Origin of the sequence: Pedococcus cremeus, assembly GCF_900111375.1 — a bacterium.
In the GTDB taxonomy this organism is placed as follows: Bacteria; Actinomycetota; Actinomycetes; order Actinomycetales; family Dermatophilaceae; genus Pedococcus_A; species Pedococcus_A cremeus.
Window position 1 is genome coordinate 132,758 of the sequence record NZ_FOHB01000003.1, and the last position, 20,804, is coordinate 153,561.

Here is a 20,804-nt window from a genome sequence, read left to right on the forward strand (position 1 = left end):
CGTTAGGAAGCGCTGGTTTCCGCGCTGTGGATCGTGTGTTTCCCGGGCGTAAAACGCATCTCACCCTCCATCGGGACGTTCTGTGAGGCCTCGGTGCGGCCCCCGAGCCAGGTGAGGAGGTCGCAGACCTCCTGGGTGCAGCCGCCGCAGCCCGTCGTCGCGCGCGTGGTGGCGGCGAGCTCCTCGACCGTGCGGCTGCCGTGCTCCCACTGCGCCGCGATCGCGCCCTTGGTGACGCTGTTGCAGCGGCACACCGTGGCGCTGTCGGGCAGGTCGGCCGGGGACGCGGCGGTCGTCGCCTCCCCGGTGGGCAGGGCGGGCAGCAGCAGGTATGCCGGGTCGGCCGGCACGGGCGTCCGGCGCGTGTACGTCGCGACCAGGTCCGCCCCCACGGCTGCGTCACCGACGCAGGTGGCGCCGACGAGAACGCCGTCAGAGACGACGACCTCGACGTGGCGACCGGCGGCCGGGTCGCTGAGCCTGAGCTGCCGGTGCGCCTTGTCGTCCGGCCGCTGCGAGCCGCACACGCCCATGGTGACGACGTCGAGCCCGTTGGCCTTGAGGCGCACCACGTCGTTGCCGGTGGCGTCCCTGGTCGCCACGGCGGGGGCTGCACCCGACAGCAGGGCGGCGAGCCGGCGCGCCTGGTCCCAACCCTGGGCAACCAGCCCGCTGCCGCCCTCCGGCGGCTGGGCGCAGTCGCCGATGGCGTGGATGCGCCGGTCGGCCGCGCACGAGAGCGCGTCGGTCACCAGGACGCCGCGGTCGGTCGCGAGCCCCGCGTCGGCGGCGAGGGCGGTGGCGGCCACGGTGCCGGTGGCGAGCACGAGGAGCTGGGCCGCGAGCACCTCGCCGTCGGCCAGGCGCACCCCCGTGAGGGCGCCGTCGGCGAGCACGACCTCCTCGGCGCCGACGCCGACCCGGTGCTCGATGCCCAGGCTGCCCATCGCGGCCTCGACGGCCCGGCTCGCGTCGCCGTCGAGCTGCCGCTCCATGAGGGCCGGGGCGGGGTGCACGACGGTGACGTGCACTCCTCGATCGGCGAGCCCGCAGGCCGCCTCCAGCCCCAGCACGCCGGCGCCGAGCACCACGGCCCGCCGGGCGTTGAGGGTGGCGGCGACGATCTCGCGTGCGTCGTCGATGGTCCGCAGCGGGTGCACGCCGCGGGGCAGCGTGGCCGGGTCGGGCGCCAGCCCGCGCAGAGGGGGGATGCGCGCCGCCGCGCCGGTGGCCAGGACAAGTCGGTCGTAGCGGTGCCGCACCCCGTCGGTGTCGAGCACCGACCGGTCGCCGCGGTCGATCGCGACCGCCGCGGTGCCGAGCCGGATGTCGAGCCGGGGGTCCTGCGGGGTCGGCAGGGTCAGCGAGCCCAGACCGTAGCGTCCCGCCAGCACCTCGCTGAGCAGCACGCGGTTGTAGGGCTCACACGCCTCGGCTCCGAGCACGGTGACGGTGAACCGGCCGGCAGTGTCTGCGGCGAGCAGGTCCTCGACGAACCGGGACCCGACCATGCCGTTGCCGACCACCACGACGCGGGTCATGCGCGCGCCCCTCTCGGGGCTCCGGCCTGCACGTCGACCGCGCACACCTTGAACTCGGGCATGCCCGAGACCGGGTCGGTGGCGTCGTTGGTGAGCAGGTTGACGCTCTCGGCCCCGCCCCAGTGGAAGGGCATGAACACCGTGTCGGGGCGGATGGTGTCGGTGACCCGGGCCGCGGCGGTCAGCCGGCCTCTTCGCCCGGTGAGGCGCACCGGTGCGGCGTCCTCGACCCCGAGGCGCAGGGCGAGCAGCGGGTGCAGCTCGACCCAGGGCTGCGGCACCTCGGCGGCCAGCTCGGGCACCCGCCGGGTCTGGGCGCCCGACTGGTAGTGCTGCAGCACGCGGCCGGTGACGAGGTAGACCGGGGCGTCGGGGCGGACGTCGTCGAGCGGGCCGTGGTGGTCCACCGGCACGAGCCGGGCGCGGCCGTCGGGCGTCGGGAAGCGGTCGGTGAAGACCCGGGGGGTGCCCGGGTGCGGCGCGCCCGACGTCGCTGGGCACGGCCAGTGGAGCGCCTCGCCGGTGTCGAGCCGCTCGTGGCTCAGCCCGCTGTAGTCGGCTCGGCCACCGGCGCTGGCGCGGGCCAGCTCGTCGAACACCGCGGCCGGGTCGGTGTCGAAGACGCCGGGGGAGCCCAGCCGCCGGGCCAGCTCGGACCAGACCCACAGCTCCGACCGCACGCCGTCCGGCGGGTCGAGCACCTTCCGGCGCCGGATCACCCGGCCCTCGAGGGAGGTCAGGGTGCCCTCCTCCTCGGCCCACTGCGTCACCGGCAGCACGACGTCGGCGAGCTGGGCCGTCTCCGACGGCACGAAATCGCAGACGACGAGCAGGTCGAGGCCGCGCAGTCGCCGCCGGACCTCGTCCACGTTGGGGGCGCTCACCGCGAGGTTGGAGCCGTGCACGAGCAGAGCCCGGGGACCACCGTCGGTGCCGATGGACCGGAGCAGCTCGACGGCGGGAAGCCCCTTGCCGGGCAGCGACTCCGGCGCGACGCCCCAGACCGCGGCCACGTGCGCCCGGGCGGCCGGGTCGTCGACCATGCGGTAGCCGGGCAGCTGGTCGGCCTTCTGGCCGTGCTCCCGGCCGCCCTGGCCGTTGCCCTGCCCGGTGAGGGCGCCATAGCCCGAGCCGACTCGTCCCGGCAGCCCGAGGGCCAGCGCGAGGTTGATCGCCGCCGTGACGGTGGCGGTGCCCTGCGAGCTCTGCTCGACGCCGCGCCCGGTCAGCACGTACGCGCCGGGTCCGCCGTGCGTGGGGCTCGCCGCGGCGAGCAGGCGGGCGGTGCGGCGCAGCAGGCCGGCCGGCACCCCGCACTCGCGCTCGGCCCGTTCGGGCCACCAGGCGGCGACGGAGCGCTGCACGTCGGCCAGGCCGGACGTGCGCTCCTGCACGTATGCCGCGTCGGCCAGCCCCTCGGCCAGCACGACGTGCAGCAGGGCGAGCAGCACCACGAGGTCGGTGCCGGGCACCGGTTGCAGGTGCAGGCCCTGGCCGCCCTCCACGAGCCGGGCGGTGGCGCTCCGGCGCGGGTCCACCACCACGAGTCCGCCCCGTGCGCGGGCACCGGCCAGGTGCTGCACGGCCGGCGGCATCGTCTCGGCGAGGTTGCTGCCGAGCAGCAGCACCGCGCCGGCGCCGCCCAGGTCGGCGAGGGGGAAGGGGAGCCCCCGGTCGAGGCCGAGCGACCGGTTGGCCGCCGCGGCGGCGCTCGACATGCAGAATCGGCCGTTGTAGTCGATGTTCGCGGTGCCGAGCGCGACCCGCGCGAACTTGCCCAGCTGGTAGGCCTTCTCGTTGGTCAGCCCGCCGCCGCCGAAGACGGCGACGGCGTCGGCGCCGTGCACCTGCCGGGTCCGGAGCAGGCGCTCGGCCACCAGGTCGAGGGCCTCCTCCCACGAGGCGGGCCGGAGGGCACCGTCGGTGCCGCGCACCAGCGGCGTGGTGAGTCGGTCGGGCGCCCGCAGCACGGCGGCCGAGGTCCAGCCCTTGCGGCACAGCCCGCCCCGGTTGGTGGGGAAGTCGCGCCCGTCCACCTCGACCCCACCGGCCACCGGGGTGAGGGCCTGTGCGCACTGCAGCGCGCAGTAGGGGCAGTGCGTGCTCACGCCGCTCGCGGTCACGGGCCTCACACCTTCTCGGCGGCGAGGGCCGCCCCGCGCCGCGCGTACACGGCATACGTCAGGGTCGCCATGACGAGGTAGGCCGCGACGAAGACCCACAGGGCGGGGACCAGCGAGCCGTAGGCCTCCTTCGCCATGGCGAAGCCCCGGGGGATGAGGAAGCCGCCGTAGGCACCGACCGCGCCGGCGATGCCGATGCAGCCTGCCGCCGACTTGCGCGCCGCGGCCAGCCGGTCCGGGCCGCTGACGCCCGCACGGAAGACCGCCGGGATCATCCGGTAGGTCGCACCGTTGCCGACGCCGGCGCCCGTGAACAGCACCATGAAGGCGGCGAAGAAGAGCCAGAAGCTGTGCAGCCGCAGCCCGGTGACCGCCCCCAGGGCTCCGACCGCGAGCACCGCGAAGGAGGCGATGGTCACGCGCGCACCGCCGAGCCGGTCGGCCACCATGCCGCCGAGCGGGCGGGTCAGCGCGCCGACGAGGGCACCGAGGAACGCGATGGACGTCGACACCTCGGGGAACTGCGTCTTCAGCAGCGTGGGGAAGGCGCCGGAGTAGCCGATGAACGACCCGAACGTGCCGATGTAGAGGAACGAGATGACCCACGTGTGCGGGTTCCTCGTGGCGGCGGCGAAGCTGCGGAAGTCGGACCGCACGCCGGTCAGGTTGTCCATGCCGCGCCACGCGAGGACGGCGGCCAGCAGGGCCAGCGGCACGAACGCCAGGCCGGCTCTCTCGAGGTGCACACTGGCGCCGACCGCGATGACCGCCGGCACGAGCAGCTGCACCACGCCGGTGCCGAGGTTGCCCCCGGCGGCATTGAGGCCCAACGCCTTTCCCTTCTCCGCTTCCGGGAAGAAGAACGAGATGTTGGTCATCGAGGAGGCGAAGTTCCCACCGCCGAAGCCGGCCAGGGCGGCACAGGCGAGCAGCACCCCGAACGACCGCTGCGGGTCGGACACGGCCCAGGTGAGGGCCAGGGCGGGGACGAGCAGCAGCAGGGCGGAGACGACGGTCCAGTTGCGGCCGCCGAAGACGGGCACCGCGAAGGTGTAGGGGATCCGCAGGGTCGCCCCGACCAGGCTGGGCACGGCGATCAGCCAGAACTGCTGGTCGAGGGTGAGGTCGAAACCGGCCGCCGGCAGCTGAGGCACGACGACGCTCCACAGCGCCCAGACGCAGAACCCCAGGAACTCGGCGTAGACCGACAGGGTGAGGTTGCGGCGGGCGATGGAGCGACCCCCGCCGCGCCAGAAGACGGCGTCCTCGGGGTCCCAGTGGTCGATCCACCGGCCGGCGCGGTGCACCGGCACGGCGGGCGTCGACGGCGCCGGGAGGGCGGGGGCCTCGAGCGAGGAGAGGCTGGCCCGGGGAGTCGCGGTCATGGTGGCTCCTTGGGTGACGGCGGGGACGCTGGGGTCCGGTGCCGGGGAGGGGACGCGGCTCACCCTGCCGAGCGCGTGTTACCCGTCGGCGCGCCCGCCGTTAAACGTCCGTAACGGTCACCGCACAGCGCACGGCGCACGCCTGTGAGGTCGGCTGCCAGGGGACCTACGGCACTGCCCGCCACCACGGGCGCTTCCTAGCGTGGAGGTGCCAACCGCCATGAGGACGCAGGAGGAGCAACCATGTTCGCAGTCATCTACCACGGACCCGGGAACAAGGCGTGGGAGGAAGTGCCTGATCCCCAGATCATCGACGACACCGACGCCATCGTCCGCGTCGACGCCGTGACCATCTGCGGGACCGACCTGCACATCCTCAAGGGTGACGTGCCCGCCGTCACCGACGGTCGCATCCTCGGCCACGAGGCTGTCGGCACCGTCGAGCGGGTCGGGGCCGGCGTCAAGAACGTCAAGGTCGGCGACCACGTGCTCGTGTCCTGCATCACCGCCTGTGGTGCCTGCCGGTACTGCCGTGAGGGCATGTACGGCCAGTGCCTCGGCGGCGGTGGCTGGATCCTCGGCCACAAGATCAACGGCACCCAGGCCGAGAAGGTCCGCGTCCCCTTCGCCGACACCTCGACCTACCTCGTGCCCGAGGGCGTCAGCGACGAGGAGGTCCTGATGCTGGCCGACATCCTGCCCACGGGCTACGAGGTCGGCGTCCTCAACGGTGCGGTGCGCCCCGGTGACACCGTGGCCGTGGTCGGGTCGGGCCCGATCGGGCTCGCCGCCATCATGGGCGCCAAGCTCTTCAGCCCCGCCCACGTCGTGGCCATCGACCTGGCCGACTCCCGCCTGGAGGCGGCGAAGCGGTTCGGCGCCGACGTGGTGGTCAACGCCTCGAAGGAGGACGCAGTCGCGGTGGTCAAGGAGCTCACTGGTGGCCTCGGTGCCGACACCGCCATCGAGGCGGTCGGTGTGCCGGCCTCCTTCGAGCAGTGCGCCGAGCTCATCCGCCCCGGCGGCCGCGTCGCCAACGTGGGCGTGCACGGCGCGCCGGCCTCGCTGCACCTCGAGGACCTCTGGATCAAGAACGTCACCATCACCACGGGGCTGGTCGACACCTACTCGACGCCGACCCTGCTGCGCCTGGTGACCAGCCGCCAGCTCGAGTCCGCCAAGTTCGTGACCCACCACTTCGCGCTCGAGCAGTTCATGGAGGCCTACGACGTGTTCGCGCGGGCCGCGGAAACCAGTGCGCTCAAGGTGGTGCTGCAGCGGTCGTGAACGACACGCCGGTCGGTCGCGCGTGGGGACCAAAGTCCCTGTCGCACAACCGATCTCCGGAGAGATAAAGGTACTGCCGCACCTGGTCAAGGAGAGCGGTCCCGCCGGCCAGCGGGACGGCGACCAGTCACCGGGAGCGACCACGCTGGACTGCGAGACCCTCACCTGCCGGGAAAGCCGGAGGACCGGTCCCCGACGAGGACGGGAAAGGTGGACCACCCAGCGCGAGCCCGGCAATGTCCTACCGGGCGCAAGAGACGAGGCCCCGACCGACTCAGCACGTCAGCCGGGGCCTCGCCGTGCGTCCAGGGGCCTCCCGGGCTGCGGGCCTCCCCAGCTGCCGTGCCGGCCCCGCCGCGTCAGCCGGGCGTACTTCATCCGGGCGTAGGCCAGCTAGGCGAGCGTGACGCCGGCGTCGCGCAGCTGCAGCAGGGCCCGCTCGGTGGTCTCCGGCGCGACGCCGGCGGTCAGGTCCAGCAGCACGGTCGTGGCGAAGCCCTCGGTCGCGGCGTCGAGGGCGGTGGCCCGCACACAGTGGTCGGTGGCGATGCCCACGACGTGCACCTCCTCGACGTCGCGGCCGCGCAGCCAGGCGGCCAGGCCGACCTGCCCGTCGGGCTCGACGGTGAGGCCCTCGAAGCCGCTGTAGGCGGCGCTGTGGTGACCCTTGCGGAAGACGGCGTCCACGGCGTCGAGCGCCCCCGCGGCGTGCGGGTGGAACAGGGCGCCGTCGCTGCCGGCTCGGCAGTGGGCCGGCCACGACTCGACGAAGTCGGGCTCGTCGCTGAAGTGCGGGCCCGGGTCCTCGTGCCAGTCGGCGGTGGCCACCACCGCGGCATACTCGGCCCCGTGCGCAGCCACGTGCTCGCTGATCCGGCGCGCGGTCTCGGCCCCGCCCGCCACGGCGAGCGAACCGCCCTCGCAGAAGTCGTTCTGGACGTCGACGATGATCAGCGCGCGCGGGGACTCGGGCATGTCCACCACGCTAGTGCGGTCAGGGCAGGTTGTCCTCGAAGAGGGTGGGGACGGCCGGCTCGCCGCGCTGGAGGCGGTGCGCGGCCGCGGGCAGCTCGGCGCGGGAGGCCTCGTGCCGGGCACGGGCGGCCTCGATGGTGCAGCTCTCGCGGCCGACGACCTCGCCGTCCCGCACGAGGGGCACCAGCAGCGGCCGGTCGTCGCCGTCGTCGGCCGGCGTCTCGCCGAGCCCGATGACCTCGGCCTCGGCGCACCCCTTGGCGTTCAGCCGCCGCAGGGCGTACTTGCGGCCGCCGACGGACTGCTTGTCCTTGCTCTTCTTGGCGACGCTGACCATGGTGCCGCTGTCGTCGGTGCGGGCCACCAGCTTGTAGACCATCCCGGCCGTGGGGGCACCGGACCCGGTGACCAGGGAGGTGCCCACGCCGTACAGGTCGACCGGTCCGGCGGCCAGCCCGGCGATGGCGTACTCGTCGAGGTCGGAGGTCACGACGATCCTGGTGTCCTGGTTGCCGAGGTCGTTGAGCAGGGCGCGCACCTCCCGGGCCTGGCTCAGCAGGTCGCCGGAGTCGAGGCGCACCGCGCCCAGCTGCGGGCCGGCGATCTCGACGGCGGTCCGCACGGCGCTGGCGACGTCGTAGGTGTCGACGAGCAGGGTGGTGCCCTTGCCCAGCGCCTCCACCTGGGCCGCGAACGCCTCGCGCTCGTCGTCGTGCAGCAGGGTGAACGCGTGGGCTGCGGTGCCCGCGGTGGGCACGCCGTAGCGGCGGCCGGCCTCCAGGTTGGAGGTGGTGGCGAAGCCGGCGATGTATGCCGCGCGGGCGGCGGCCACGGCCGCCTCCTCGTGGGTGCGCCGCGAGCCCATCTCGATGCAGGGCCGGTCACCGGCCGCCGAGGTCATCCGCGACGCGGCGCTGGCAACCGCGCTGTCGTGGTTGAGGATGCTGAGCACCAGGGTCTCGAGGATGACGCCGTGGGCGAAGTCGGACTCGACGACCAGCACGGGGGAGTAGGGGAAGTAGCACTCGCCCTCGGCGTAGCCCCAGATGTCGCCCTGGAACCGGTAGGACGCGAGGAACTCCAGGGTCGTGTCGTCGACCACGGTGGTGCGCCGGAGGTGGTCGATCTCCTGGTCGGAGAAGCGGAAGCTCTCGATGGCGTCGAGCAGGCGGCCGGTGCCGGCGACGACGCCGTAGCGACGGCCCTCGGGCAGGCGGCGTGCGAAGACCTCGAAGACGCACTCGCGCGAGGCCGCCCCGCTGCGCAGCGCAGCCTCCACCATGGTGAGCTCGTAGTGGTCGGTGAGCAGTGCCGTGCTGGGTGCCGATGCAGTCACGACGGCAGCCTATTGTGGGGTCGTGTCGATCGCCCCCGTAGAGCAGGAGAGCGTCTCCACCAGCGAGGAGTCCGAGCTCGACGTCCCGTGGATCACGCTGGTGTGGAACGACCCCGTGAACCTGATGTCCTACGTCACCTACGTCTTCCAGACCTACTTCGGCTACTCCCGCACCAAGGCCGAGAAGCTGATGATGGACGTCCACGTCAAGGGCAGGGCCGTGGTCTCGACCGGCGCGCGCGAGAAGATGGAGGCCGACACCGAGGCCCTCCAGGGCTACGGCCTGTGGGCCACGTTCCAGAAGGACCGCTGAGTGGCGCGCGGGTTCAAGCGCAAGGGCGAGCTCTTCGTGGCCAAGCTGGACGCGGTGGAGCGCGGCCTCGTCGTCGGGCTCATGGAGCAGGTGCGCGAGCTCCTCGAGCCGGACGAGCCCGGCGGTGACTCGGCGAGCCGGTCGGCGAAGGAGCAGGGGGGCGACGCCTTCGACCAGATCGTCGCTGGGCTCGGGGGCTCCGGTTGGGGCGTCTCGGTCTCACCTGAGGACCAGGTGCCCGGTGCGCCGGCCTCGCCGGGGGCGCTGGAGGACCGCGACCCCGCCCTCGACCGCCTGCTGCCGCCTGCGCACCGCGAGGACGAGCAGATCGCGGCGGAGTTCCGCCGCTTCACCGAGCACGGCCTGCGGGCCCGCAAGACGGCCAACCTGTCGACAGCGATCGCCGCCCTCTCCGGGGCGGAGGAGCAGCGGGTCGAGCTCGACCAGCCGCAGGCCGTGGCCCTCGTCGTGGCGCTCACCGACGTGCGGCTGGTGCTCGGTGAGCGGCTCGGGCTGCGCACCGACGAGGACCTCGAGCTGATCGAGGAGCAGGTCTCCTCGCTCGACGACGACGACCCGGCGGTCTACGCGCTGGCCGTCTACGACTTCCTCACCTGGCTGCAGCAGACCCTCGCGCACGCGCTGAACCGGTGAGCCGTCCGCACCGTCCCACCAGTGTGACCGACCTGGTGACCAACACGGTGACCCACGTGGTGACCGACTCTGTGACCGACGTGACGGGCTGTCGATGCGAGCGCTGACGGTGCCCCGGCCTACATTTGTCCGGTGGCAGATGCACCGATCGGGATCTTCGACTCCGGCTACGGCGGGTTGACCGTGGCCCGGGCCGTCCTCGACCAGCTGCCCCACGAGCCGGTCATCTACCTCGCCGACACCGCTCGCCAGCCGTACGGCCCCAAGCCGATCGCGCAGACCCGCGAGTACGCCCTCGAGTGCCTCGACCGGCTCGTCGAGCGCGGCGTGAAGGCACTGGTCATCGCGTGCAACACGGCCAGCGCGGCCGTGCTCCACGACGCCCGCGAGCGCTACGACGTGCCGGTGGTCGAGGTGATCCGCCCCGCCGTGCGTCGTGCCGCGGCCGCCACGCGCAACCAGCGTGTCGGTGTCATCTCCACCAAGGGCACGCACCAGTCGGGTGCCTACATCGACGCGTTCGCGGCTGCCCCGCACGTACAGGTGACGTCGCAGCCCTGCCCGCGGTTCGTCGAGTTCGTCGAGGCGGGCGTGACGAGCGGGCCCGAGCTGCTCGGTGTGGCGCGCGAGTACCTCGCCCCGGTGCAGGCCCACGCCGTCGACACGCTCATCCTGGGCTGCACCCACTACCCGCTGCTCACGGGCGTCATCTCCTACGTCATGGGCGACGGCGTCACCCTCGTCTCGAGCGCCGAGGAGACGGCCAAGGACGTCTTCCGCCTCCTCGCCGACGGCGACGCGCTGCGCCCCGACCACCTGCCCGAGCCGCGGCACGAGTTCCTCACGACCGGTGACCCCGACGAGTTCGCCCGGCTGGCCCGGCGCTTCCTCGGGCCCGAGGTCGTCGCGGCCCGTCCCGAGGCGGTGGTGCCCGCATGAGGTTGACCATCGTCGGCTGCTCCGGGTCGTTCGCCGGGCCGAACTCACCGGCGTCGAGCTACCTGCTCCGCGCCGAGCAGGACGGCCGCGACGTCAACCTGCTGCTCGACCTCGGCAGCGGCGCCCTCGGCGCGCTGCAGCGGCACATCGACCCCGCCGACCTCGACGCCGTGATGGTGAGCCACCTGCACCCCGACCACTGCGTCGACCTGCTCGGCCTCTACGTCGCGCGCAAGTACGAGCCGTCCGGTGCGCTGGACGACCCGCTGCCGGTCTACGGGCCCAAGGACACCGCCGAGCGGATCGAGCTGGCCTACCACGGGCTCGAGGACGGCGGGATGCACAAGGAGTTCGACTTCCAGGGCCTCACCGACCAGGAAGCGGTCACCGTCGGGCCGTTCACCGTGACCCCGTTCCGGGTCAACCACCCCGTCGAGACCTACGGGTTCCGGGTCGAGGCCGGCGGTCGCGTGCTCGCCTACAGCGGCGACACCGACTCGTGCGAGGCGCTGACGCCGCTGTTCACCGGTGCCGACCTCGTGCTCGCCGACTCGGCCTTCGTCGACGGCCGCGACACCACGCGCGACATCCACCTCTCCGGCAGCCGCGCAGCCCAGGCCGCGCTCGACGCCGGGGGAGTGTCGCGGCTGATGCTGACCCACCTGCCCTCGTGGAACGACCCGGCCGTGTGCCGGGCGCAGGCTGCGGCGGTGTGGCCGGGCGAGGTCGAGCTGGCCCGACCCGACGCCACGTACACGATCTAGCGACGACGCCAGCTGGCCGAACCGGCGACGACGACCCCTGCGCGGACTCTAGGGTGGCGCTGTGATCAGGATCGACGAGGCGGCCGCCGAGCGGATGTGGGACGACTACCGCCGGGCCCACCCGGGCCGGCACACGGACACCGAGTCCCCACCGGCCGAGCACTTCGGTGACTCACCGGAGATGGCCGACGAGCTGCTCACCGAGGTGCTCGACGGGCCCAAGCGCGCGACGGCCGCCCTGGTCGCGGAGTTCGCCGACGGCGACGAGGCACTGCCGCGCATCGGGTCGCACTGGATCGCCTGCGACGGCAAGGGCAACCCGCGCCTGGTGCTGCGCTCGGTGGAGCTGCGCGTCGGTCCGGTCACCAGCGTCGACGAGGCGTTCGCCTACGACGAGGGCGAGGGGGAGCGGACCCGCGACTGGTGGCTCGACGCCCACCGCGGCTACTGGCAGCGCATCTGCACCAAGATGGGCCTGGACTACGACGACAGCCTGGAGGTCGTCTTCGAGCGCTTCGCCGTGGTCTGGCCGCCCGAGCACGCCGACGCCTGACGCCGAGGGCCTGAGGACGATCCCTCACCCCGACGCCTGACGACGATTTCTGACGCGGGTCTGTCACTCGACGACGCGCAGCGTGGCCGGGATGTCCATCCGGCGCAGCCGGCGGGTGCTCAGCAGCGGCGCCAGGCTGACCACCACGACGGTGAGGCCGAAGGTCAGCAACCACGTGGCCGTCGACACCGTGGGGTCGATCTCGACCTCGGGCATGACGGTGTCGAAGCCCGCGACGAGGTAGGTCAGCGCCAGCCAGCCGCCCCCGAGCCCGACGAGGGCACCGAGGGCGCCGATGACGGCGTTCTCCGCCATCCCCATCCCCGAGACCACCCGTGGCGGGAGGCCGAAGGCGAACATGGTCGCGTTGTCGCGGGCGCGTTCGTCGGCGCTGAGGCTGGCGGCGTTGAAGGCGATGAGCAGCGCGAGGAGGAGGGGCGCCACCTCGATGACCCGCAGGATGCCGGTGAACTCGTCGAGCCGGCTCTCGACCATCTGGGCGAAACCTGCCGCCGGTTCGACGGCGCTCACACCGGGGCGGGCGAACAGGGTGCGCACGAGGGCCGACTGCGAGGTGTCCTTGGCCGGCACGACCGCGAGGGTGTTGACCGTGCCGGCCAGGCCCATGGAGGCGGCCCACCGCGAGTCGATGTAGGCGTACGCGCGGAGGGGGTGGGGGTGCAGCCCGCTGACGCGGAAGGGGGTGGTGGCGAGGGTCAGGCCCGTGGGGGAGAGCACCGGGTGCCGCACGTCGACGGTGTCGCCGACTCCGACCCGGAGGTCGTGGGCGGCTTTGCGCGACAGAATGATTCCGTCAGCGGCGGTGGCCCGGCTGCCTTCGGCGAGGCTGGGTGACCAGACGCGGTTGCCGAGGTCGAGCACCTCCACCACCACCTCGACCGTCTGTCCACGCGAGGTGACGGTGGCCGGCAGCCGCACCGACCCGCTCACGTCGCCGGCGCCCGGTGCCTGCGCCACCCCCCGGACCACCTCGGAGGAGCTCGGGTAGAAGCGGTCCAGCGAGACGGTGAGCCGCTGGGCGGACGTGCGCTCGACCTCGGCGCTGCTCCGGTCCTTCACCGCGGTGAAGGTGTCCAGCAGGCCGAGGACCGCGACGAGACAGGTGACCGCGGCTGCGATGCCGAGTGCGGTGAGCAGCGTCCGGCGTGGAGCCCGCACCACGTTGCGCAGCGGCATCGACCACCAGCTGCGGCCCGGGAGCCGGACCCGGCGGACCAGGCGGCCGGCGCCGCGCGAGCCGGAGGATGCGTACACGCTGGTGCGGATGGCCTCCACCGGCTGGAGCCGCAGGGCCCGTCGCAGCGGCAGCACCGTGGCCACCACCGGGATGATGAACCCGAGCGCCGCGGCCTGGAGGAAGCGTGTCGTCTGGAACGGCGTGAGCCACACCGGCAGGGGCAGGAGGCCCTCGAACTCCCGGCGCATCGCGAGCCCCATGAGCCAGCCCACGCCGACGCCGGCGGCGACACCGGCCACGGCGATCTGCACGCCCACCAGCAGGGGACGGATGGCGAGCGTCGCGGGGGTCACCCCGAGGGCCATCCCGACCCCCAGCTCCCGGCGCTGGGCCTCGATCATCCGGGTCACCAGGTTGAAGCAGGCGAACGCGGCGCCGAGCAGGATCAGCAGGGCGAAGGTGTTCCAGGTGGTCTGGTCGTTGCGCGCGTCGGCGTAGAGGCCCCGGTAGACGATGTCGTCGTCCCGGGTGGTGACCGTGCCGCCGATCGGGGCCACCACTGCCGCCAGCTCGCGCCGGAGCCGGTCACGGTCCGCGCCCGGGCGCAGACGCAGCACCAGGTCGTTGACCTGGCCCGGGTGGCCCGACACCTGCTGGGCGCTGCGCAGCGGCAGGTAGAGCACGGCATACCCGGAGTCTCCGAGCACCTGCCCGCTGTGGCCGGTGATGCGGAAGTACTCGGGGGAGTAGCCGGTGCCCACGTAGGTGAGCCGCTGACCGCCGCTCAGCACCAGCGGGCCGGAGGCCGGCAGGTGGTGGACCCCGGCGAACTTGGACTCCAGGACCGCTGTCGGCAGGCCGTCGTCGGTGGGGGCGAGGGACCGCCCGGCGCCGACGTGGACGGTGTCGACCCGCGCCGTGACCGACTGGCCGACGAGCTCTCCGGGGACGAGCACGCTGGCGGGGCCGTGGCTGGCATCCACCTGGGTGGGTACGACGAGGCGCTCGTCGGCCGCCTGGACGTCACCGGAGGACGGGAGGGAGCCGAGTGCCTTCAGGAGGGCTCCCTGCGGGGCGAACCCGCCGTCGGGCAGGCGCACCTTCAGGTCGTGCATCCGCAGCGACGCGTAGCTGGCGTCCTGCGACGCGATCCGCCAGGCCGTCGTGCCACCGAGCCCGGCGAAGGCCCCGGTGCCGAGCGCGATGACCAGTGCGAGGGCCGTGACGAGGACCCAGCGGCGCCGCAGGTCGCGCCACGACCACCGCAACCACAGGCGCGCCCTGGCCCGGGTCATCGCGGCCTACCAGCGCAGCTCGTCGGCCCGCCGCTTGCCGCCGACGGGCGGTCCGTCGCGGACGAGGCGGCCGCTCGAGAGCTCGATGACCCGGTCGGCGATCCGTGAGATCTCTCGGTTGTGGCTCACCACCAGCACCGACTTGCCTGCCTCGGCCTGCGCCTGCAGCAGCTGGAGGATCTGCACACCGGTGGTGAAGTCGAGCTCCCCGGTGGGCTCGTCCGCCAGCAGGATGGGGTTCTCGGTGGCCAGTGCCCGGGCGATGGCCACCCGCTGCTGCTCACCACCGGACAGCTGGTGGGGGAAGTGCTGGACGCGGCCGCCGAGGCCGACCCGCTCGAGCACCTCGCGCGCGACGGCCTCGGCGTCGGTGCGCCCGGCGACGTCCGCCCCGAACTGCACGTTCTCCAGCGCCGTGAGGCCGGGGAAGAGGTTGAACGTCTGGAAGATGAACGAGACGCTGCGCCGGCGGAAGTCGAACATCTCCCGGCGGGAGGCCCGGCTCAGGTCCTGGCCGTTGATGGCGACCCGGCCCTCGGTGGGGGTGTCGAGCACGCCGATGAGGTTGAGCAGCGTGGTCTTGCCGCTCCCGGAGGGCCCGAGCACCACCACGAAGGCCATCTCGTCCACGTGCAGGCTGACGTCGTCGAGCGCTGTGACCGTCACGTCACCGACCTGGTAGCGCTTGGACACGTTGTCGAGGTCGACCCGCGTGCCGCGCGCCTCGCCCTCGGCCGTGGCAGCCGCCGACGCGAGGGGGCCGAGGTCCGCGGTGTGCTCCAACCGCTCCATGACCTCAGCGTCCGCCGGGGCCCGAACGGCGTCCCAGAGCCGAAGGTCCCCGCACAGCGACGTCGGGAGCAGTCGCTAGCCTTGCGGCCATGACTCGTCACGACGGCCGCGCCCCCTACCAGCTCCGCGAGGTGCGGATCACCCGCAACTGGCTCGACCACGCCGAGGGCAGCGTCCTGGTGGAGTTCGGCCGCACGCGGGTGCTCTGCGCCGCCTCGTTCACCGCGGGGGTGCCGCGCTGGCTCAAGGGCCAGGGCACCGGCTGGGTCACCGCCGAGTACGAGATGCTGCCGCGCTCGACCAACACCCGCAGCGACCGCGAGTCCCGCAAGGGCCGGGTCGGCGGACGCACGCACGAGATCTCCCGCCTCATCGGCCGCAGCCTGCGCGCGATCATCGACACCAAGGCCCTGGGCGAGAACACCATCGTGCTCGACTGTGACGTGCTCCAGGCCGACGGCGGCACCCGCACCGCGGCGATCACCGGCGCCTACGTGGCGCTCGTCGACGCCATCGAGGACGCCCGCTCCAAGAAGCTGCTGTCCGCGACCGCCGCACCGCTCACCGGCTCGGTGTCCGCGATCTCCGTCGGCATCGTGAACGGCGAGCCGGTGCTCGACCTCGACTACCCCGAAGACGTGAACGCCGGCACCGACATGAACGTCGTCATGACGGGCTCCGGGGAGTACGTCGAGGTGCAGGGCACCGCCGAGGGCAAGCCGTTCGACCGCGACCTGCTCAACACGCTCCTCGACCTGGCCGCCAAGGGCTGCGCCGACCTGACCGCGATGCAGGAGGCCGCGCTGACCGCGACCCCTCGGGAGCGGCTGCGATGAGCAAGCTGGTCCTCGCCACCCAGAACCGGCACAAGGTCGTCGAGCTGCGGCACATCCTGGCCGACGTCTGCGACGAGCTGGGCCTCGAGATCGTGGGTGCCTCCGACTTCCCGAACGCGCCCGACGTGGTCGAGGACGGCGTGACCTTCGAGGAGAACGCCCGCCTCAAGGCCGTCGCGGTCGCGGAGGCCACCGGCCTGCCCTCGATCGCCGACGACTCCGGACTGGCCGTCGACGTGCTCGGTGGGGCGCCCGGCATCTTCAGCGCCCGCTGGGCGGGCAGCCACGGCAACGACCGGGCCAACCTCGAGCTGCTGCTCGACCAGCTCTCCGACGTCAAGGACGAGCACCGCGGCGCGGCGTTCGTGTGCGCCGCCGTGCTCGCGCTGCCCGACGGCACCACCCGCTCCGCGGAGGGGCGTATGCCGGGTTCCATCGCCCGGGAACCCAAGGGCACCAACGGTTTCGGTTACGACCCGATCCTCGTGGTGGAGGGCGACGGGCGTCACTGCGCCGAGCTGTCCAAGGAGGAGAAGAACGCGATCTCCCACCGCGGCAAGGCTTTCCGCGCGATGGTGCCCCACCTGCGCGAGCTGCTCGGGAGCTAGGCGAGCTGCTCGCGGAGCCAGTCGAGGTCGGCCGACTGACCCTCGAGCCCACCGGGCGTCTCCACGATGACCGGCGCCCCGGCCGCCTTCACCACGGCGGCCACCTGCTCGAGCTCGATCAGGCCAGAGCCGAGGTTGGTGTGGCGGTCGGCGCCGGAGCCGAACTCGTCGCGGCTGTCGTTGCAGTGCACCAGGTCGATGCGCCCGGTGATGGCCCGGACGTCGTCGACGATGGTCGACAGGTCGTTGCCGCCGGCGTGGGCGTGGCAGGTGTCGAGGCAGAACCCCACGTCCTCGAAGCCCTCGGCTCCCGAGATCGCCTCCCAGAGGCGACCGATCCGGTCGAGGTGCCGTGCCATCGCGTTGTCGCCGCCGGCGGTGTTCTCGATGAGCAGCGGGATCTTGATGTCGGTGGCCTCCACGGCCTTGCGCCAGTTGTCGAAGCCCTTCTCGGGGTCGTCGGCCTTGTTGACGTGGCCGCCGTGCACGATCAGGCCCTTGGCGCCGATCGAGGCCGCCGCATCCATGTGCTGCTGGAGGAGCTTGCGGCTCGGGATGCGGATCCGGTTGTTCGTCGTCGCCACGTTGATGAGGTACGGCGCGTGCACGTACAGCTCGATGCCGGCCGCCTCGGCGTCGGCCCGCAGGGCTTCGGCGCCGCCGGGGTACTCCCACTCCGGGCCCTTGTAGCCCTGCGGGTCGCCGAGGAAGAACTGCGCGATGGTGGCGCCGCGCTCCTTGGCTGCGGTGATCGGGTCGGCCTGGTCGACGTGGGCGCCGAGAGCTGGTGCTGCCATGGGCTCCACAGTAGGCCCCGTCTCGGACAGGGCGGATCCGCCGGTGCTGTCACGGGCACCGCCCTTCGGGGCAGTGCGGGCACCACTACAGTGGGCGCCGCGCGCAAGTGGTGGAATGGCAGACACGCGGCACTTAGGATGCCGTGCCCTCGGGCGTGCGGGTTCAAGTCCCGCCTTGCGCACTCACACGACTCACGCATCGGAAGCCGACGTGGCTGGGACAGAGCCAGGTTGCCGAACCCGCACCTAGACTCGCGGCATGCGGACCGGGCGGCTCGAGGCGTTCAGCGACGGGGTCCTGGCGATCCTCATCACGATCATGGTGCTCGAGCTCAAGGTGCCCGAGGAGCCGACGCTCGAGGCCCTACGGCCGTCGCTCGTGGGGCTGCTCACGTACCTGCTGAGCTTCGTCTACATCGGCATCTACTGGAACAACCACCACCACATGTTCCAGCTCGTCCGACACGTGAGCGGTGCGATCCTCTGGGCCAACCTCGCCCTGCTGTTCATGCTCTCGCTCGTCCCGTTCACCACGGCGTGGATGGACGACACCCGGTTCGCGGCACTCCCCGTCGGGATCTACGGCGTCAACCTCTTGCTGGCCGCCCTGGCGTACTACGTGCTGCAGCTGGCGATCTTCCGCCGCGAGGGCTCCGCCAGCCTGCTGCGCCAGGCCGTCGGGCGTGACGTCAAGGGCAAGCTCAGCCCGGTCGTCTACGTCCTCGGCATCCTCGGGACCTTCCTGTCCCCGTGGCTCGGCATCGCGGCATACGTCGCGGTGGCGGTGACCTGGCTCGTGCCGGACCGCCGGGCCGAGCGCTTCGTCCACGAGCACGCCCTGGAGGACTGACCGCCACGCGTCTCCGCGGCGAGAGGCAGGGGGCGCCTGCCGAGGTCCACGTGCCTTGGGGCGTGCGGGTTCAGGTCCCGCCGTGCGCACGTGACGGACTGACGCACCGGAAGCCGACGTGGCTCATCCCGGTGTCCACCATCTGCGGGCGCCTCGCCGCGGGGCGGTAGCGCCGGCAGTAGCTGTCGGCACACAGGAACGACCCACCCTTGACGACCTTCCGCGGGACCCGAAACTGCGGCTGCGCCGGGTCGTAGCTGTCCTCGCGCGAGCCTCCACGGGGGTCCTGCGGGACGCAGCAGGCGGAGACCTCCGCCCAGCGTCGTTCGACGTACCAGTCCCGGGTCCACTCCCACACGTTGCCCGCCATGTCGAAGAGCCCGTAGCCGTTGGCGGGGAAGGACCCCACCGGTGAGGTGCGGCCGTACCCGGGAGCGGCTCGCCACGGGAAGTCCCCGTGCCAGAAGTTCGCCAGCCGCTGTCCCGGTGGCTCGGGCTCGTCGCCCCACGTGTAGGCAGCACCGTCGAGCCCTCCGCGGGCGGCGTGTTCCCACTGCGCCTCGGTCGGCAGGGCGAGGCCGGCCCACGCGGCATACGCCTCGGCGTCCTCGAAGGCGACGTGCACCACGGGGTGGTCGGCCCGTCCCTCCAGCCCACTGCCCGGCCCCTCGGGGTGGCGCCAGGACGCACCGGGCGTCCAGGCCCACCACTGGCTCAGGTGCCGGAGGTCGACCGGTCCCGGCGTTCCGACGAACACCATCGAGCCGGGCACCAGGTTCTCCGGTGGCGCGCCCGGGAAGTCGGCCGGGTCCAGTGGTCGTTCCGCCACCGTCGTGTACCCGGTGGCGGCGACGAAGGCCGCGTAGGCGGCGTTCGTGACCGGCGTCCGTGCGACCAGGAGGTCGCCTACCGTGACGTTCCGCGCCGGACCCTCCTCGGGGTAGTGGTCGTCGGAGCCCATGCGGAACGTGCCGCCCGGGACCCGCACCAGGTCCTCGACCTTTGGGGCGTGGCCGGGGATGGTGGCCGCCGGGTCGCTCACGGGCTGGGGATCCCCGTCTGCAGCTTTTCCAGGACCTGCTCGAGGCTGAAGGTGGCGGGCTTCTGCCGTGGCGGGAACTCCCCGAACGACTGCAGCATGTCGGCGACGTAGGCCTGCATGGGCACGCAGAGCCAGGCGTGGTCGAGCATCCAGTCGAAATAGGTGTTCGAGGTGGTGTCGGCGCGCTCGTAGGGGTCGGTGCGCAGGTTGAACATCTTCGGGATACGCAGGGGGGTGAACGGCTCGGCCCACACCTGGAGGGTGCCGGGGGCACGCTGCTCGAGGAAGACCAGCTTCCAGTTGTCGACGCGCACGGCCGTGAGGTCGCCGTCGTCCGAGACGTAGAAGAAGTGCTGCCGAGGGCTCTCCCGGACCTCGCCGGTGAGGTACGGCAGCTGGTTGTGGCCGTCGAGGTGCACCTTGTACGGCGCCGCGCCGCCCAGGTCTGCACCCGCCCGGAGCTGCTCGGCGATGTCAGGGACGCCCGCCGCGGCCAGCAGTGTCGGGAACCAGTCGTTGTGGCTGACCAGGCCGTTGAAGACGGTGCCCGGTGCGATGTGACCGGGCCAGCGCACCACTGCAGGAACGCGGTAGGCGCCCTCCCAGTTCGAGTTCTTCTCACCACGGAACGGCGTCATGCCCGCGTCCGGCCACGAGTTCATGTGGGGGCCGTTGTCGGTGGAGTAGATGACGATCGTGTCGTCGGCGATGCCCAGCTCGTCGACGAGCGAGAGCAGCTCACCGACCACCTTGTCGTGGTCGATCATCGCGTCGTGGTACTCCGACTGCCAGCGCCCGGACTGCCCCCTGCTCTCGGGCTTCACGTGCGTGCGGAAGTGCATGTGCGTCGTGTTGAACCACACGAAGAACGGACGCTCGGCCTCGGTCTTCTCCCGGATGAAGCGGGACGCCTCCGCGAGGAACTCGTCGTCGACGGTCTCCATGCGCTTCTTGGTCAGCGGGCCGGTGTCCTCGATGCGCTGGCTGCCGTCCTCGTTCGCCCAGGAGTGGATGACGCCACGGGGTCCGAAGCGCTCGCGGAAGTGCGGGAAGTCCTGCTCCGTGGGGTAGTCGGGCTGCTCCGGCTCCTCCTCCGCGTTGAGGTGGTAGAGGTTGCCGAAGAACTCGTCGAAGCCGTGCACCGTGGGCAGGTGCTCGTCGCGGTCGCCGAGGTGGTTCTTGCCGAACTGGCCGGTGGCGTAGCCGTGGGCCCTCAGGGCGGTCGCGATGGTGGGGTCCTCCTCGCGGATCCCGATCTCCGCCCCCGGCATGCCGACCTTCGTCAGGCCGGTGCGAATCGGGTTCTGCCCGCAGATGAAGGCCGCCCGCCCGGCCGTGCAGCTCTGCTCGCCGTAGTAGTCCGTGAACCGCGCGCCCTCGTCCGCGATCCGGTCGATGTTCGGCGTCCGGTAGCCCATCAGGCCGTCGCTGTAGCAGCTGAGGTTGGAGATGCCGATGTCGTCGCCCCAGATCACGAGGATGTTGGGCTGGTCGCTGGTGGGAGCCATGAGCCTAC

Annotated in this window: 19 protein-coding genes and 1 tRNA gene; 10 read left to right on the forward strand and 10 right to left on the reverse strand. The window is 72.5% G+C overall.

Features of this window, described 5'->3' with window-relative positions; all coding sequences use genetic code 11:
* Positions 1-2: 2 nt before the first annotated feature.
* The 3 genes from BMW78_RS06610 to BMW78_RS06620 are packed head-to-tail and all read right to left on the reverse strand — an operon-like array spanning position 3 to position 5,049.
* Positions 3-1,541 (reverse strand): FAD-dependent oxidoreductase, encoded by a 1,539-nt coding sequence (locus BMW78_RS06610; RefSeq protein ID WP_091757656.1) that lies wholly within the window; start codon positions 1,539-1,541, stop codon positions 3-5.
* A complete protein-coding gene (locus BMW78_RS06615) occupies positions 1,538-3,664 on the reverse strand; it encodes a molybdopterin oxidoreductase family protein (protein WP_218144267.1) in 2,127 nt (708 codons plus the stop codon). The genes BMW78_RS06610 and BMW78_RS06615 overlap by 4 nt, the downstream gene beginning before the upstream one ends.
* A gap of 5 nt (positions 3,665-3,669) precedes the next feature.
* Complete coding sequence (locus BMW78_RS06620; RefSeq protein WP_091757660.1) at positions 3,670-5,049, reverse strand: MFS transporter; 1,380 nt, start codon at positions 5,047-5,049, stop codon at positions 3,670-3,672.
* 243 nt (positions 5,050-5,292) lie between these two features.
* On the opposite strand from BMW78_RS06620, the gene BMW78_RS06625 reads away from it, so the two are divergent.
* Positions 5,293-6,336 (forward strand): zinc-dependent alcohol dehydrogenase family protein, encoded by a 1,044-nt coding sequence (locus BMW78_RS06625; RefSeq protein ID WP_091757662.1) that lies wholly within the window; start codon positions 5,293-5,295, stop codon positions 6,334-6,336.
* A 393-nt stretch (positions 6,337-6,729) separates the two neighbouring features.
* Here the strand turns inward: BMW78_RS06625 and BMW78_RS06630 are convergent, their stop codons facing one another.
* Complete coding sequence (locus BMW78_RS06630; protein ID WP_091758241.1) at positions 6,730-7,311, reverse strand: isochorismatase family protein; 582 nt, start codon at positions 7,309-7,311, stop codon at positions 6,730-6,732.
* Positions 7,312-7,330: 19 nt separating this feature from the next.
* The gene (locus tag BMW78_RS06635) at positions 7,331-8,593 is read right to left on the reverse strand and encodes a nicotinate phosphoribosyltransferase (protein WP_245735739.1); all 1,263 of its coding nucleotides are present in this window, start codon (positions 8,591-8,593) and stop codon (positions 7,331-7,333) included.
* Positions 8,594-8,669: 76 nt separating this feature from the next.
* On the opposite strand from BMW78_RS06635, the gene clpS reads away from it, so the two are divergent.
* The 5 genes from clpS (at position 8,670) to BMW78_RS06660 (ending at position 11,870) form a co-directional block, all read left to right on the forward strand.
* On the forward strand, positions 8,670-8,960 hold the full coding sequence (clpS, locus tag BMW78_RS06640; protein WP_091757665.1) for an ATP-dependent Clp protease adapter ClpS: 291 nt from the start codon (positions 8,670-8,672) through the stop codon (positions 8,958-8,960).
* A complete protein-coding gene (locus tag BMW78_RS06645; RefSeq protein ID WP_091757667.1) occupies positions 8,961-9,614 on the forward strand; it encodes a DUF2017 domain-containing protein in 654 nt (217 codons plus the stop codon).
* Between the two features lie 132 nt (positions 9,615-9,746).
* Positions 9,747-10,553, forward strand: a complete 807-nt coding sequence (murI, locus tag BMW78_RS06650; RefSeq protein WP_091757669.1) for a glutamate racemase — start codon at positions 9,747-9,749, stop codon at positions 10,551-10,553.
* Positions 10,550-11,317: an MBL fold metallo-hydrolase gene (locus tag BMW78_RS06655; RefSeq protein ID WP_091757671.1), complete on the forward strand. Its 768-nt coding sequence runs from the start codon at positions 10,550-10,552 to the stop codon at positions 11,315-11,317. Before murI ends, BMW78_RS06655 begins: the two co-directional genes overlap by 4 nt.
* Positions 11,318-11,378: 61 nt before the next feature.
* On the forward strand, positions 11,379-11,870 hold the full coding sequence (locus BMW78_RS06660; RefSeq protein WP_245735707.1) for an ASCH domain-containing protein: 492 nt from the start codon (positions 11,379-11,381) through the stop codon (positions 11,868-11,870).
* 63 nt (positions 11,871-11,933) lie between these two features.
* Here the strand turns inward: BMW78_RS06660 and BMW78_RS06665 are convergent, their stop codons facing one another.
* Together BMW78_RS06665 and BMW78_RS06670 are read right to left on the reverse strand one after the other, a co-directional pair.
* Positions 11,934-14,363, reverse strand: coding sequence for an ABC transporter permease (locus BMW78_RS06665; protein WP_091757673.1), 2,430 nt, complete (start codon positions 14,361-14,363; stop codon positions 11,934-11,936).
* A 6-nt stretch (positions 14,364-14,369) separates the two neighbouring features.
* On the reverse strand, positions 14,370-15,155 hold the full coding sequence (locus BMW78_RS06670; protein WP_091757675.1) for an ABC transporter ATP-binding protein: 786 nt from the start codon (positions 15,153-15,155) through the stop codon (positions 14,370-14,372).
* Between the two features lie 89 nt (positions 15,156-15,244).
* Between BMW78_RS06670 and rph the strand changes: the two genes are divergently transcribed.
* On the forward strand, positions 15,245-15,991 hold the full coding sequence (gene rph, locus BMW78_RS06675; RefSeq protein ID WP_091757677.1) for a ribonuclease PH: 747 nt from the start codon (positions 15,245-15,247) through the stop codon (positions 15,989-15,991).
* On the forward strand, positions 15,988-16,599 hold the full coding sequence (gene rdgB, locus BMW78_RS06680; protein WP_091757679.1) for an RdgB/HAM1 family non-canonical purine NTP pyrophosphatase: 612 nt from the start codon (positions 15,988-15,990) through the stop codon (positions 16,597-16,599). The genes rph and rdgB overlap by 4 nt, the downstream gene beginning before the upstream one ends.
* Here the strand turns inward: rdgB and BMW78_RS06685 are convergent.
* The gene (locus tag BMW78_RS06685) at positions 16,596-17,396 is read right to left on the reverse strand and encodes a deoxyribonuclease IV (protein WP_091757681.1); all 801 of its coding nucleotides are present in this window, start codon (positions 17,394-17,396) and stop codon (positions 16,596-16,598) included. The two genes, rdgB and BMW78_RS06685, sit on opposite strands and share 4 nt — an antisense overlap.
* A gap of 101 nt (positions 17,397-17,497) precedes the next feature.
* Between BMW78_RS06685 and BMW78_RS06690 the strand changes: the two genes are divergently transcribed.
* Together BMW78_RS06690 and BMW78_RS06695 are read left to right on the forward strand one after the other, a co-directional pair.
* A tRNA-Leu gene (locus tag BMW78_RS06690) sits at positions 17,498-17,578 on the forward strand.
* 77 nt (positions 17,579-17,655) lie between these two features.
* Entirely contained in the window at positions 17,656-18,246 is a 591-nt protein-coding gene (locus BMW78_RS06695) for a TMEM175 family protein (RefSeq protein ID WP_091757683.1), read from the forward strand.
* A 70-nt stretch (positions 18,247-18,316) separates the two neighbouring features.
* On the opposite strand, the gene BMW78_RS06700 is transcribed toward BMW78_RS06695, so the two are convergent.
* Both BMW78_RS06700 and BMW78_RS06705 read right to left on the reverse strand, forming a co-directional pair.
* A complete protein-coding gene (locus tag BMW78_RS06700) occupies positions 18,317-19,288 on the reverse strand; it encodes a formylglycine-generating enzyme family protein (RefSeq protein ID WP_281247068.1) in 972 nt (323 codons plus the stop codon).
* The gene (locus BMW78_RS06705) at positions 19,285-20,796 is read right to left on the reverse strand and encodes an arylsulfatase (protein WP_091757685.1); all 1,512 of its coding nucleotides are present in this window, start codon (positions 20,794-20,796) and stop codon (positions 19,285-19,287) included. The genes BMW78_RS06700 and BMW78_RS06705 overlap by 4 nt, the downstream gene beginning before the upstream one ends.
* Between the last annotated feature and the right edge of the window lie 8 nt (positions 20,797-20,804).